We start from the raw sequence: 15,886 nt of genomic DNA on the forward strand, positions 1-15,886 counted from the left end.
CAAAAGGGAGTACAGCACTTTGTCTGTACTCCCTTTCTCTATTGGTAGATGTATCATTCATTCTCAATAGCATTTGAATCTAAACTCTTTATTAGATCATCCCATTTATTAACGTACTGCTCATATGTGTAATTATCCAATACTTTTTGATGAGCTTCTATACCCATCGATATGGCCATCTGAGGATTAGCCAGTAAACGCTTCATTTCCTTAGCTAACTGTTCAACGGAATTATCAAACACAAGTACTCCATTAACATTATGATCAATGATATCTCCTGGACCAAATGATACATTGTAGCTGATAACTGGTGTTTTTTGATACATCGACTCTAACACAACTAGACCGAAACCTTCATATTTAGAAGTTAATACTGTAAACAAAGATTTACCATAAACTTCTGTCAGTTCTGTTGTAAAACTATTAATTGATACACTATTGTCTAAACCTAATTCAGAGACTAGTTGACGAAGAGCCGCTTCCTCTGGGCCGCTTCCGAATAATTGAAGCTTAGCATTAGGATATGATTCTTTGACAATATTAAACGCTTTAATAGCCTCATCCATAATTTTATCCGAATGGTACCTTCCAACTATGGATATAAGATTGTAATCCTTTTCCCCTTCAAACAATTGCTCTGTCCTCGTGGCATTTGGAATTACATATGCATTGTTATAATCACCAAACTGTTTGCTCACTTGTTTTTTTTGAGTTTCTGTCAATAAGACCAGGGCATCAATATTTTTAATGTTCTCAAGTAGGTGCACATGGCTTTTTCTTAAAGGAGACCCAAATACATAAGGAGCATCAAAGTGGTTAGTATGAATTGTACATACTTTATATGCGAGTTCCTTTTTCACCCTTAAAATCGTATGCGTCAAGAAGATTCCATCATTAATAAGGACCGGCTTCTCTTCATGTGATGCACAAATTTCATTTAGCCAATGGGTATGAAATAATAGCATTGGATTAGCTGTCCCAAATGAAATTGCATTGTTTTTCTCTCGATCAAACAAGAAAATGAGATATGGCTTCTTTGTCTCAATATTCAATTGGATATTTAAATAACAAAATCCATCCTCTGTATAGAATACTTCTTGCTTAGGTATTGTTTTTACCTTATCAAAGTAGGTGACTTTTTTTAGGTAACCCTTAGGATGATAGTATTCTCTTTTGTATTTCGCCCTTGTCTCATCAAAATAATCAACAAATTCTAACTTTCCTTGTTTGGACCACTTTTTATACTTTACGTATAGACCTTCCAGGGTGAAATATCTTGCTTCTTTCTTTTCCCCATATAGTCCATCTTCAATGATATAACCTGATTCATACAATTGAGATAGAGTGTCATATACCTTCAGCTGTGTTTCAGTAACTGATCCTCTAGTATTTTTCGCTTTATAATAATTGTACACATTTAGTATATTTACTTTCTTTGATAAACGTTTTGAATCATGCAATTCTCGTTCGATATCTTCATACCGGTCGGAGTAATCTATAGTCAATAGATGAGCATCATATCCCTTTTCCGCCATATAGGATGCTCTCTCTAACATAACTCTAGTTAATCCCCCTCTATTGATATCAATGCTGTTGATTAAGTTATAGACTGCTTGCATTTTATAGCCACCCTAACACGATATAAAATATATGTTAATTTACCTTTTCAATATCTTCTTCTATCATTGAACTCTTTTGTTGGTATTTAATCACTTTATTTTTGGATATACCTAGGAACTGCTCAGCAATTCTTTTTGAGGCATTACCATCATCATACGAACAGTACTTCTGGCGAAATTGATTCATTCTAATAGAATTATGAGAGTGATCAACATTTTTTATAGCCTTTAATAACTCATCTGTATCTTTAGTAATAGGTCCAGGAGCTTCTTCAAGAATGTTTAAATACATTCCTCTTAAATTATCTCTATATTTTTCTAAATCATAAGTAAATAGGATTTGTGGTTTACTTAAAATAGCAAAATCAAACATAACGGAAGAATAATCTGTAATAAGAACATCAGATATTAAATACAAATCACGAATATCATCATAATTTGATAAATTATAAACAAATCCCGGATATTTTGGTAATGTTACAGACTTGGCAACAAAATGATGGAATTTAAATAAAATTACATATTCGCCTTTTAATTCTCTATACATTTTCTCCAGATCCATCTCAACTTTAAACCAATTCTTTATCCTCCATGTCGGTGCATAGAAAATCACCTTCTTGTCGAGAGGTATATTTAAGTTTCTCTTTAACTCCTGAATATTTTCCTCATTATTACCAGTAAATAATTTATCATTTCTAGGGTAACCATATCTCATGACTTTTTTATCAAAGTTGAATGCTCTCTTTGATATATCTTCTACATAAGCACTCGGAACTGTCAAATAGTCCCAACGTTCGCATCTTTCCAAAAATCTACTTCTCTTTGGCTCAGTATCAACATCCCCCGGTACATCTAGTCCCAAGGTTTTAAGAGGTGTACCGTGCATTGTTTGTAATTCAACTGCATTCTTTCTCTTCTTATAAAAGTCAGGGAAATTGACATTGTTAACGAAATATTTAGCCCGTGCTAAATAATAATAATAACTGAAAGAATTAACCCTTATTTTCTTACCCCCGCCTGTTATGGCAGTATTTTCATCTCTTAAGAACCAAACAGTCTCATAATCTTTAAGATTTTCATCAATGTATTCATACAGTGCTCTTGGATTACAATCGAAGGATTTTCCCCAATAACTTTCAAACACAATCGTTTTTCTTTTCAGGGGCGTAAATATTCTCATAAGTGGATACACCACTTTTCTAATTACTTCTTGCCTACGAGGGCCTCTCTCAATCCAACCCCACTCTTTCTCAACCCTGAGTGACAAACTATTATCTTTTTTCTTTCTGTAGAATTTGAAATTCGTCTCTTTATACAATCTTTTTTGATTGTCGATATTTTCTATATCATAATAAATTATGTCTTTCTGAAGGACCGTTCCTCGATTATCCAAGACAGATAAATAAATACTCCAAATACCCATATCCAAGTTTTGGAACGCCTCATCCACCATGATTTCGCAAGAAACAATGACTTCATCATGCTGTTCCTTTGAAACATATGTATCAAAGTACACTTCTCTGCGTAACTTATTGTTAACCATGAGAACACTAATTGTTTGTTTCTTTTCTTTGGAAATATAGCCTGTAGATACTTTCAAATCTAACTTCAACATTTCTTCATTGAGCTCTAATTTCTTGACATTTACTGTATGTTGCGTGACCATAAGTTGTAAATTGGCTGCTGGACTATGCGAAATATTCAATTCATTGGATCCAAAGCTTATCTTTTTCCCAAGTAGATTGATATCGGTAGTAAGTGGAGTAAATTCATTATTATAGTATATATGCCCAAACCAGTTCCCGCGGCTCGAGGATTTTTTCAAATCTGAGATAGGTATATTGGCCAAAAATTTCGTAGTGCCTTTACTGGTTTTTTCTACACCTCTAATAGATCCTTTGATGTCTTTTCTAATATCATAGTTTCTTAAGCAAATGAGACTACCTTCTAACGGAAGCTTTGTTTCCCCATGAACAATAAGCTGTCCATCACTTACTTCCACTTTGTCCATTCTAGTAATTAAATCTTCTTTTGTAATAATCAAGTCCCAAGCTGCATTATATTTAACAAAGAAAATATCTTTCTTAAAAATACGGAACTTTGGCTTTGATACACGGCCGCTTACCGGTTCCCCAATAGTGAATCTCCTATTAATGCCGTTCGCCGTAATATCTAGGACTATCTTGAATTTCCCTATGCCCATATTGATTATTTCTTCTTGAGCCAGGTCAACCTTCAACTCCCAGCCAGACCACTTATAATCATACAAACGCTTTAAAGGTAATTTCGAGGCGATATCAACACCAAATCTGAAAGTGATATCAGGTCTTCGCTGTTGTTTAATATGACGAATCTCTACCTCTTCACCTGTCATTTCATTAACGAAAAAGGCCTTTAATTGTATATCCTTTGCCTTTTTAATATCGATATCTTTGATATACGCATACCCTTTAATGTTTAATACGCTTCCTTGCCATTGGACTGACTCTATCTTCTTCTTAACTAATAATTCATCATTTAATAAAAGGAGCTCTTTAGGAACAATTTCTTTGTATGGGTAGTCTCCATAATAATTAGTTCCTTCTTTTATGATTTTTTTATAGCGCAGTTGATATTTCTGAAAATGAAGGAGTTCTAATAACTTTTCTTTGTCCTGCTTTTCAACAAAATAATACTTCATTCGATCAATTGCATTCAATTTTTGCAAGGCTAATTTGCTGACACCTTTTAAGTAACTCGATACCTCTTTAAGGTAAACATCAATATACTCATCGTCTGCTGAATCTAATTGATTTAAATAAACTAAAAGATCGATCTCAAGATTCTTGAAATCTTTATCAATTTTTAATGATTCATCTATATTGTTTTTTCGGAAATGTTCATCCACCATTCGAATGGCTTTCAATCTATCAGTTAAATTAACTAAATTCGTCCTTTGCTGAGTAATAGATTGGTCACCAACATCTCTGGCACGCCAATGGTAAACAACATCACTAATAATATCGACAGACTTTGCTTTGAAATGTGCTGGAATAGTCACAGGCAAATCTTCATATAACATACCTTCAGGAAATTGAAAGTTATTTTCCTTCCAAAATGAGGTTTTGAAAACCTTATTCCAAGCAGTTGTATCATATATTAACTCTGGGTTTCTACTAATATGAGCCTTTAGCACTGTATCCTTAAACACTCTTTTATGTAGTACAGATGGAAATTGTTTTGTCGAATTATAACGAATAACATTTCCGATTGCTATGTCTGAACCTGTTTCTTTTATCGTATTATATAACTTTTTATAAGCATCTTCAGGTAAGTAATCGTCTGAATCGACAAAAGCTATATACTCTCCAGATGCAAATGGGACACCGAAATTCCTCGCCTGTCCTAGTCCCCCATTTTCTTTATCATATGCATAGAAATTTGAATATCTCTTAGCATATTCGTGCATAATTTCTCCGCTGGAATCAGTGGATCCATCATTAACCATAATTACCTCTATACCATTCAGACTTTGGTTGGCAAGAGAATCAAGACATTCCTCCAAATAACTTTCCACATTATAAATTGGCACAATGACACTTAATTTCGTCACATGACTCCCCCACTTCAATTTATATATATCCCTTATCACTAATGGGTAAGATGCATCTATTAAGATACAGTTTCTATTGACCTTATATTAAATAATCACATAAAAAAAAGGCCTTATCACCCTTCAGTTTGTAGCAAATAGGAAATACAACAAAAAGTATCAATTTTTTCACATTATATCATATAATCATATAGCATAACTTTATGACTCGAATTTTTTCTCATATATCTTAAGACCCACTTTCATTGTCTCTTGTTCCATGAATTGTTACCCCTTTATACGTTACTTTTCCTATACTCATTACACCTTAGATATGAATAATTACCTATTAAATACAATTAGCATTCAGCAAATGAAAAAAAAATGAATAATATCAAAGACTAGCTGTTGTTAAGAAACAGTAGTTATTGTTGCTAAGATTATCAACATCTAATATGATTGGACACATCTTTCTACTTACACCCAACAAAATTGTCAATACCCCTTCATTTTCTCAAAAGTTTACCTCCATAATACAACCCACTCATTTACCTAAAAATGGAACCAACAATTCAATATTATCACTTCGATTTCTGAAATAATAGAATTATTTTGACAAAACGAGGCTTTTTTACCTATATTCTTCATATATGGATTTATTATAATTAAGAAGATAGTTGCAATGGGGGCGTTTTATGGTACTAAAAAAGCGAATAAGATAGGTCTAAAGTACACCATGATTACGCAGTGAGTTATGATAGTAGAAGGAAAATGTCTTGAGTGCATACCGAACTCCTGAGGAAATGTACAAGAAGAGAAAAATTAAGCAGAATATCCTATACACTTCCCTGATCATTACGGCAGTAGGAATCATCATTGGACTTCAGTTCCTTTTATATTCCACGTAACAATGAGGATAAAAGAAGGTTATCCCGCTCATCTCATTAAAGGATGATTGCAGGATAGCCTTTTTCGTGAGATCCAAACCTCCACTTGCACACGATATCCCTCAAGCCCCTTTAGACCAACACTGTATACTTTTACCGTCACTAAAAAACTCCAAGCTTATTAAATTTTATAACTCAAAGAAATGAAAGAATGGTGTAACTCTGAAGGTAATACTAGAGGAAACAAATCGGAAGGAAAATTTGAAGACACTAGAAAATGAAGGATAAAGAATCTATTAAATATCCATCCGACATAAGTACACAAACCCCTTTAAGACCAATAATTAATTTGAAATAATAAGAAGAAAGGCCCCCCTTACATAAAAAGAGCCTCTCATTCAAACAAGCCTGTCCCACTGCTGAATATCCTGTGAAACAAGAAAAATCAGGTGGTGACAGGTACGGAAAAATGATTCTAACAAAATTGCTATAAAATAATAAAATTTTGTTAGTACAAAAATATTCAAATTATTATTAAAATACAATTGAGACCTCGTGCTAGGAATTCAAAGGGAAAATATTTTCTCGAATTAGTCCTTTTTATTTCATTTAATCATTTATGATGGTATTCTCATGCTATTATCCAGTATCCTTTCATACCTTAAAAAGTTTACCTTCATAATGTAATCCTACATATTTACCTAGAAATATAATATTCATTTTATAATTACCTCTTTCATTCATAAAAGAATACAATTCTGTTAATAAAATGAGACTATTTTCCCTATATTACTCCTATTTATTTAATTATATTAGTAACAGATAGTTGAAATGACACATTCATCAGCAAAATTTAGAATAAATCAACCAGGTCTTAAGTATCACATCATTAAGCAGCAAGTTATGATGCTAGGAGGAAAATATCATGAGTACTTACCGAACTCCTGAAGAAATGTACAAGAAGAGAAAGATTAAGCAGAATATCCTATATGCTTCCCTGATCATTGCAGCAGTAGGAATCATTATTGGACTTCAGTTCCTTTTATATTCCATGTAATAATGAGGATAAAAGAAGGCTATCCCGCTCATCTCATTAAAGGATGATTGCAGGATAGCCTTCTCTCTTTCATATCTGTTCAATGGTTTTTTTATACTTGTTTCTCCACCAATGCAGGGTGTTACGGAGACTGTCATCAAACGCATACTGAGTCTTCCAGTCAACTGCTTCCTGAAGTTTCTTGTTGCTCCCTGCAAACCGCTCCACCTCATTCGGCCGGTATTTAGCCGGGTCGACAACGACCTCTATAGATACCGTTGACAGCTCAATTAGCCGCTGCAGAATATCCCCAACCTTCCTGGCCGTCCCCGAGCTGACATTATAAATGCCGTTCGCTAGCCCCTCCTTCTCAATCAAGAGCGCATAGGCTCTTACAATATCTCGTACATCCATGAAATCACGCCAGGCTTCAAGATTGCCGACTGAGATAATCGGCTCCATCTGCCCCGCTTCAATCGCGGCAATCTGGGAGGAGAAATCACTGATGACGAACCCCTTCCTTTGATTGGGACCGAAATGATTAAACGGCCTAAGATGGATGAGGTTCACCCCATATTTTCGAGCTAGCTGCATGCCCACCTGGCCAGCAATAAACTTGCTTGATGCATACGGATTTTGGGGCTTGCATTCCACCCCTTCATGGAGCAGCTCATGCTCCTTCGCCGCTATGCCGTATTCCTCACTGGAGCCGACGGTGAAGATTCGCGCCTCAGGTACAGTCTCATAAGCTGCCTTAATCAACTCCACGGTACCGACCGCATTCACCTGAAGCGTTGCAGCCGGATCATTCCATGCAAGGGGAACATTACTCTGGCCAGCAAGGTGAAAAATCACATCTGGCTCTGTCTGACGCAGAGCCTCCTTCATCTCTTCAATTTGGCCGAGCTGAAATGAACAAGTTTCCACTCCAACCGGAATATTGCCCCATTCATTCCTCACCCCAGCAACGACTGCATGCCCCCGCCCCATGAGCTCACTCACCAGATAGGAGCCAACGAAGCCGTTCGCTCCAGTGACAAGCACCTTCATGCATTCACCTTATGCAAGCCGCGTCTGACCCGCTCCAGGTCTGCCTCCACCATCATCGTAATCAGCTCATTGAGTGAAGTGCTCGCCTCCCAGCCAAGCTTCTCTTTTGCTTTAGCTGGATTACCAAGCAGGACATCCACCTCGGCAGGGCGGTAGAAGGCTGGGTCAATGACGACATGGTCCTCATAGTTCAACCCAACGTGCTCAAAGGCAATCCGGCACATATCACGAACAGTCGTCGTCCGTCCGGTTGCGACGACATAATCATCTGCCTCATCCTGCTGGAGCATGAGCCACATCGCCTCCACATAATCACCGGCAAAGCCCCAATCCCGCTTCGCATCAATATTGCCAAGGCGTAGCTCCTTCTGCTCGCCAAGCTTAATCTTTGCGACTGCATCCGTCACTTTCCGTGTCACGAACTCGATACCGCGCAGCGGGGATTCATGATTAAATAAAATCCCGCTCGACGCATGCATCTCAAAGCTCTCTCGGTAATTGACCGTAATCCAATGTCCGTACAGCTTTGCCACCCCATAAGGACTTCTCGGGTAAAACGGCGTTTTCTCAGACTGCATTTCCTCCTGAATGAGACCGAACATTTCACTCGTGGAGGCCTGATAGAAGCGAATGGACGGGTTGGTGAGCCGGATGGCTTCAAGCAAATTAACAACGCCGACACCCGTCACCTGAGCGGTCAGAACCGGCTGCTCCCAGGAGGTGCCGACAAAGCTCTGGGCTGCGAGATTATACACTTCTGTCGGGCGGGCAATCTGGATTGCCCGCAGGAGGGAGGATAGATCCGTCATATCTCCCTCAATCAGCTCCACCTCATCCTTAACCCCTACATACTCCAGGCGCCAAATTGTACTCGTGCTTCTTCTAGCAATCAGCCCATATACTTTATAGCCCTTTTGTAGAAGAAGCTCTGCCAAATAGGCCCCGTCCTGACCGGTAATCCCTGTGATTAATGCCGTTTTCATCTATACATCTCCCCATTCTTTCGATTATTGTTTCTGAGAAGAATGACCTACGATGCTTTTGTTCTTTTTTAAGAACACCATAATTTAACTATAGTATGTCCCACATTAATTAACAATAAAAATTTCCATCCACCCTCCACCTTGTTCTATAAAAAGAATCCAAACCCAACACGAAAAGAGCGGAAAGCCCCCTTATTCAGGCGCTCCCCGCTCTTCAAAAAATCACTTCACATCATAATACTCACAGTACCAATCCGCAAACTTCTGCAGCCCATCCTCAATCGATGTGCTTGGCTTAAAGCCAAACGCCTTCTCAAGCGGCTCTGTATCTGCAAAGGTCGCATACACATCCCCCGGCTGCATCGGAAGGAACTCCTTCTTAGCGACAATTTCACGACCAGTTGCCTTGCTTAATGCCTTCTCAAGTGTCTCGATGAAATACATCAATTGCTCCGGGTTGGAGTTGCCGATATTATACACCTTATGCGGCACCCCATGCTCATCCGCTGAAGGCGGCTGATTAAGCATTCTCTCCATCGATCCGACAATATCATCAATATAGGTAAAGTCCCGCTTCATATCCCCATTGTTAAAGATCTTTATTGCCTCACCCGCAAAGATTTTCTGTGTGAAGCCAAAATACGCCATGTCCGGCCGGCCCATCGGACCATAGACCGTAAAGAAGCGCAAGCCTGTTGCCGGGATATTATAGAGATTCGAATAGGATCGTGCTAATAACTCATTGCTCTTCTTCGTCGCGGCATATAAGGAAACCGGATCATCTGTCTTGTCATCGACCGAATAAGGAATCTTCTTATTTGCGCCATAAACCGAACTGCTGGAGGCATACAACAGGTGCTCAACCGGCGTGTTCCCTTCATCATAGGAATGACGGCAGCACTCCAGGATATTGTAAAAACCAATCAGATTCGATTGGATATAGGCATCCGGATTGGTGATGCTGTAACGCACCCCGGCCTGTGCAGCCAGGTTGACGACAATCTCAGGCTGATACGTTGAAAAGACTTCATCCAATGCCTGTTTATCAGCAAGATCCACTTTCAAGAAGGTAAATCCATCATAATTAGAAAGCAGCTCAAGGCGTCTTTCTTTCAATCGAACATCATAATAATCATTCATATTATCAATGCCAACAACGCGACACCCTTTTTCCAATAGGTTCTGGGACAGATAATATCCAATGAACCCGGCTGCGCCGGTGATCAAATAGGTCTTATTAGAATCTGGCTTTTTGTCAGTCATTCTCCGATAGCTCCTTCGCACGGGACTCGTTAAGCAGACTTTTCTCCAAACAGAATAGTTAACACCAGTCTGCTTTGTCTCTGCTATATTATAGAAATCTCGTCCGATGAACTCTACAGGCACACCAACCAATTTTCAGCCTATTTCTTATCAAACAACCTTCAATCACTACACTAAACAAAAGTAAATAATCATTAATCGAGATGGTAATGCTGTCAGTTTCTCTCCAAAATCATCTTAAGTAAAGATTACAATGAGATGCTTGAATAAAAATCACCTAATTTACGGTGTTACAAACGTCGTACATGCAAAAGAAGAAGCAACTAAACAACCGATAAATAAAAAGGATAAATGAGCTTTTTTACTCATCTATCCATTGAGATAAAAATCTAATCATCTATTATACTTCTTTGACATTGAACACAAAATAATGACCAAAGAAAACTCCCATTACTATACTCACCATTTTCAACTTAATCAAAACGGCGGTCTAAATCGACAACTGTAACTTTACGACTAAATTCATGTCGCCAATCTCCATATACTTTTAACATTTTTCCCGTAAATATATATTGTACAGAATAAATTCCCACTCTATTTTCATTCACTGAATTTATTATTTTAAAATAGGAAGTAATATCTTTACCTGATGCAACATCTGTGATTCTTACACCTTCATATGGACTAAATTTTTCACCTAAGTTGATTGCCCCCTTGTCAAAACATTCAAACTTTACCTGCCTGTAAGTTATTCGCACATTTCGTGTTTTAGTGGTTATATTTCCTGCTTTGTCCGTAACTTTATAGGTAATAATTTCATGCCCATATCCATTACTCGATAAATCAGAAGTATCAACCTTGCCATAAACCTTTATTTTAGATGTCAAATCTCCATCTACATTATCAATAACGCTTACACCCTCCAATGGATCAAATTCATCAAAATATTGGAGTTCAATATCGCCAATCCCTTTGATAGTCGGGCCAATGTTATCTATCACAGATACTTTACGTACAGCATTCGTTATGTTCCCAGACTTATCTTTAACAGTGTATTTCAACGTATATATACCAATCTTGTTTACGTTCACTTTCCCCTCTACTTTGATTTTAGCCGTTAAATCTCCATCTACCGCATCCCTTGCCCTTATTCCTGAAAGAGGGTTAAATGATTTCCCAAAAGCTATAGAAGTGTTGGACACCCCCGTCAAGATAGGACGCATCTTATCAACAACATGCACCAAGCGAGTGACAGTTGTTCTGTTCCCCGTCTTGTCCTTGACTGCATACGTGAGTTTATAAGTACCTACCTTATTGGGATTCACAGTACCAGTAATCTTTATCCAATTGGTGATAGTGCCATCTAGGTTATCTGTTGCTTTAACCCCTTTCTTAGGATCAAACGAGGTACCGTAATTGATGGTTATATTACTTGCACCAGTGATTTTTGGCTTAGTTGTATCCTTTTTAACAGTAATAGTACGAGTAACCGTCGTCTCATTCTTCGTCTTATCCTCTACTGAATATTTGAGCTTGTAGATTCCTACTTCATTCACATTCACTTTTCCGCTAATCTTTATTTTACTAGTAATATTACCGTCAACATTGTCACTAGCAGTTACACCGGTTTTAGGATTAAAGGAATATCCCTTATAAACCGTATTATTCGTCGCACCAGTAATCTTCGGCTTGGTTGTATCCTTTTTTACAGTTATGGCTCTAGTAACTTTACTAGTATTTTTAGCCTTATCGGTCACTGTATATGTAAGTTTATATTTTCCTACTTTTTTGGTATTTACCTTCCCACTCACTTTAATCTGGGAAGTAAGGTTACCTGCTGCATTGTCGGTAGCCTTTACTCCAGCTTTAGGATTAAAAGAATAACCCATATAAACCGTTTTATTTGTAGCACCAATAATCTTCGGTTTTGTTGTGTCCTTTTTAACTGTTATAATCCGTTTAACCGTGCAGGTATTCTTTGCACTATCCATCACTTTGTAAGTTAGCGTATATTTACCTAATTTCTTAGTGTTCACTTTTCCTGATATCTTGATAATACTCGTTATATTACCGTCTACGTTATCCTTAGCAGTAACTCCTTTTCTTGGATCAAACGTATGGTTCAAATAAGCAACCGTATTAGTAGCCCCCGAAATAGTCGGTTTAACTTTGTCCGTTGCTGCGTTAGCTAGGCTAGGGATTAATAAACCAGAAGCTAATAAACTAAAAATTAAGGCTAAACCAGTTACAATAAAGTATCCTTTCCTTCGCACCTTTATAACTTCCCTTCTGTGATAATTAGACGATGCCATAATTCTGTTGATAGCAATCCGAAGACACCTTTATCACCAATGTTTTTAAATTCGCCCATTAACTATTTTAATATAATTATTAGATAAATAGAAAGATTGTTATAACCTGAATTAGCAGTTGTCAAACCGGCACTATTTTAAATTGAAGTCTTTGCAATATTTAGAGCTTAATTTCAAAGTGCTATAATAATGCCACTGCTCTCATACGGTTACCTTCAGAATCAAAGGGAGTCATATAGTTTAATGGAAAAGAAAAAGTCTGGTATTTACTTAGCAACGTTATCAAAGTACCTGCATAATCTCTGAAGAAGCAATTAAAACAACCGGATCTCCTCCTCTTCTCTCTTTCACATCTGCAGGGAATGGGATGTTCGGTTACCTTTCTGGCTACATCTAATAACCTCTTTAACAGCTCTAATTAAAAGCTGATTACAGCCATTAAAATGTACCACTACTGACATCGTTTTTACCAACAAACGCCAAAGATTTTACCATCGAATGACAGACAAATTACCAGCACAGTTTAACCCGGGATTTGGACACTCTGATAATTCTAGAGCCACCCAAATAAGTATGCCTGACAAGACGTGCACTTTATTTGGAGAGGCGGGCATGATAGCCTTGTAGGCTACGCCAGCTCTAGTATTGCTGGCGCCTTATGGCTGGGAATGCATGCCCGCAGAGGCTCCATGTAAAGTGACAAACCGCTACCCACTAACCATCTATAGAAAACTAAAAAGCGGTGGCTTTAATGTGTTCCATAATTAAGAATAAGTTGGAATAACAGTGCTCTGAGCAGATAAGAACATTCTTTTAAGAGAGTGGTAAATAGAATGGCAGAGGTGGTAAAAACAACTGGCTGTAATCACTCAAGATGCTTTGTATCTGCAAATGTCGCATACACATCCCCCGGCTGCATCGGAAGGAACTCTTTCTTCGCGACAATTTCACGACCATTTGCCTTACTTAGCGCCTTTTCAAGTGTCTCGATGAAATACATCAGCTGCTCCGGTGTCACTGCCGGAGTTAAAATACTCAATAACACCGATTTAAAATTCCTCACTAATCACGGATAATCGACGTATCACTACAAAAGAGAGGGATCGTCGATGTTGAAAATGGGGGATTTTATAATGATTCGAGAACTTTATCAAAAAGGATGGACATTATCAGCTATTTCAGAGGAAACAGGATTCGACCGAAAAACCATTCGAAAATATATTCATTCTGAAGAAACACCTTCTTCAAAATCGAGAATGAAACGGAAAAGCAAGTTAGATCCCTATAAGGCGTATCTCTTACAAAGAATTCAGGAAGGAACCACAAATTGCGTGGTCTTGCTTGAAGAAATTACAGCAATGGGGTATGAGGGGAAGAGTACAATTTTACGAGATTTTGTGCAGCCCTTCCGGGCACAACCAAAGAAACAGGCCACTAGGCGATTTGAGACACCTCCTGGGAAGCAAGCTCAAATGGATTGGGCGGAAGTCGGTGAAGTAGTGATGGATGGTCATCCACAAAAGGTTTATGCCTTTCTCATGATTCTGGGGTATTCCAGGATGAAGTATATTGAGTTTACGACAGATATGAAGCTCGAAACATTGATGAAATGTCACATGAATGCCTTCTCCTATTTTAACGGCATTCCGAATCAGATTCTCTATGATAATATGAAAACCGTCGTGACAAAGCACAGTCCAACAGAGATTCGTTTTAATCGTACGTTTGAAGATTTTTTAGCCTACTATGGGGTCGTCCCGAAAGCTTGTAAACCCTACCGCCCACAGACGAAAGGAAAAGTAGAAAGAACGGTGGATTACCTAAAGAAAAATTTCTTTCAACGAAAACATGAACCTACGCTGGAAGCATGGAATCATGACATACAGATATGGTTGGACAAAACAGCTAATAAAAAGAAAAATGAAACGACACAAGAACCGCCGGTTCAGCGTTGGCAAACGGAACAGCCACAGCTTCAAGCCTGGGGAATAAAGCCGTTATTCCCAACAAGCCATTGGGAAGTGCGGGAGGTAAGCAGAGATTGCTTTGTCTCTTACTTAGGAAAGAAATACTCTGTCCCTTTTCGGTATGCCGGTCAGAAAGTTAAGTTGAAAGTGACATTGGACAAACAGTTGGAAATATACGATGCACAAGACCGCATTGCCCAACATCCCATTATGACAGGAAAAGCACATATGCATATTCAGTTGGAGCACTATGAGAAGTCAGAAGAACAACAAAAAGAGCAGAAACAACAGAACTCCCCTGGTTTGCCGACCCCGGATTTCTGTCCTTCTACTCCACAGGTGGAAGCTCGATCTCTAGCCACCTACGCCGCACTCGAGGGGAATGAATCAGAATGAAATCCAGCCTTGAAGAACGACTCATCCAGTTGGGCTGGCATGACACAGCCAGTCAATTGGATGATCTGGTAGAGAATGCTTCTACCCATAATGTATCATATTTTGATTTTCTGCACACGGTTGTTTTACAGGAATGGGAACGTCGAGAATCAGCTAAATTAGAAAATCGAATCAAGCGCGCCAAACTTCCTTATACCAAAACCATTCATGACTTTGATTTTACGTTTCAGCCAAGCATCAATGAGCAACGTGTAAAGGAAACCCTTACCTGCCGGTTTATTGCCAATGGAGAGAATCGTCTTCTTTTAGGGCCACCTGGTGTAGGGAAAACCCATCTCGCCCTCTCTTTTGCCTTAGAAGCTCTGGCAAAGGGACATACCGCCTTGTTTTTGACGGCTGACCAAATGGTGGCAGAATGCCGTAAGGCAGAAACAAAAGGAAGCATTCCTAAATTGGCACAAAAATGGAGCCGTCCAGATTTATTGATTATTGATGAGGTGGGATACTTTCCTTTTGACGAGTTGACGGCAAATGTCTTTTTTCAAGTGGTATCCAAGCGATATGAACATGGAGCGATGATTTTGACCTCGAACAAATCATATATAGAATGGGGCAAAGTGTTTGGGGATGATGTCTTAGCAACTGCTATCTTAGATCGACTCCTTCATCATGCGGTTACCTTCAATATCAAAGGAGATTCGTATCGTTTGAAGGAAAAGAAAAAGGCTGGGATTTACCCAGCAGCGTTATCGAAGTAACGGCATCAGTGGGGAATTTTATTCCGGTGATAGTGAGGAAAACT

General features: G+C 38.3%; 11 protein-coding genes. 4 read left to right on the plus strand and 7 right to left on the minus strand.

Going from position 1 to position 15,886, the window contains the following annotated elements; genetic code table 11:
* Positions 1–53 precede the first annotated feature (53 nt).
* Positions 54–1,619 carry a glycosyltransferase gene (locus ACY8DX_RS19765; protein WP_462405895.1) on the minus strand — a complete coding sequence of 522 codons (1,566 nt, stop codon included), beginning with the start codon at positions 1,617–1,619 and terminating at the stop codon, positions 54–56.
* Positions 1,620–1,653: 34 nt separating this feature from the next.
* Complete coding sequence (locus tag ACY8DX_RS19770) at positions 1,654–5,211, minus strand: CDP-glycerol glycerophosphotransferase family protein (protein ID WP_462405896.1); 3,558 nt, start codon at positions 5,209–5,211, stop codon at positions 1,654–1,656.
* Between the two features lie 755 nt (positions 5,212–5,966).
* Here ACY8DX_RS19770 and ACY8DX_RS19775 point away from each other — a divergent pair.
* Complete coding sequence (locus tag ACY8DX_RS19775) at positions 5,967–6,098, plus strand: hypothetical protein (RefSeq protein WP_462405897.1); 132 nt, start codon at positions 5,967–5,969, stop codon at positions 6,096–6,098.
* A 904-nt stretch (positions 6,099–7,002) separates the two neighbouring features.
* A complete protein-coding gene (locus ACY8DX_RS19780; RefSeq protein ID WP_462405898.1) occupies positions 7,003–7,134 on the plus strand; it encodes a hypothetical protein in 132 nt (43 codons plus the stop codon).
* A gap of 69 nt (positions 7,135–7,203) precedes the next feature.
* Here the strand turns inward: ACY8DX_RS19780 and ACY8DX_RS19785 are convergent, their stop codons facing one another.
* The 5 genes from ACY8DX_RS19785 to ACY8DX_RS19805 all read right to left on the minus strand — a co-directional run bounded on the left by ACY8DX_RS19785 (position 7,204) and on the right by ACY8DX_RS19805 (position 13,760).
* Complete coding sequence (locus ACY8DX_RS19785; protein ID WP_462405899.1) at positions 7,204–8,163, minus strand: GDP-mannose 4,6-dehydratase; 960 nt, start codon at positions 8,161–8,163, stop codon at positions 7,204–7,206.
* Positions 8,160–9,146, minus strand: a complete 987-nt coding sequence (gmd, locus tag ACY8DX_RS19790) for a GDP-mannose 4,6-dehydratase (protein WP_462405900.1) — start codon at positions 9,144–9,146, stop codon at positions 8,160–8,162. Before gmd ends, ACY8DX_RS19785 begins: the two co-directional genes overlap by 4 nt.
* 222 nt (positions 9,147–9,368) lie before the next feature.
* A complete protein-coding gene (locus ACY8DX_RS19795) occupies positions 9,369–10,409 on the minus strand; it encodes a GDP-mannose 4,6-dehydratase (protein WP_462405901.1) in 1,041 nt (346 codons plus the stop codon).
* A gap of 473 nt (positions 10,410–10,882) precedes the next feature.
* Positions 10,883–12,682 carry an immunoglobulin-like domain-containing protein gene (locus ACY8DX_RS19800; protein WP_462405902.1) on the minus strand — a complete coding sequence of 600 codons (1,800 nt, stop codon included), beginning with the start codon at positions 12,680–12,682 and terminating at the stop codon, positions 10,883–10,885.
* A 904-nt stretch (positions 12,683–13,586) separates the two neighbouring features.
* A complete protein-coding gene (locus tag ACY8DX_RS19805) occupies positions 13,587–13,760 on the minus strand; it encodes a hypothetical protein (RefSeq protein ID WP_462405903.1) in 174 nt (57 codons plus the stop codon).
* Positions 13,761–13,830: 70 nt separating this feature from the next.
* Between ACY8DX_RS19805 and istA the strand changes: the two genes are divergently transcribed.
* Entirely contained in the window at positions 13,831–15,084 is a 1,254-nt protein-coding gene (istA, locus tag ACY8DX_RS19810) for an IS21 family transposase (RefSeq protein ID WP_049669382.1), read from the plus strand.
* Complete coding sequence (gene istB / locus ACY8DX_RS19815; RefSeq protein WP_049669381.1) at positions 15,081–15,842, plus strand: IS21-like element helper ATPase IstB; 762 nt, start codon at positions 15,081–15,083, stop codon at positions 15,840–15,842. Before istA ends, istB begins: the two co-directional genes overlap by 4 nt.
* Positions 15,843–15,886 lie beyond the last annotated feature (44 nt).

The sequence above is a fragment of the Gracilibacillus sp. Marseille-QA3620 genome, from assembly GCF_054950035.1.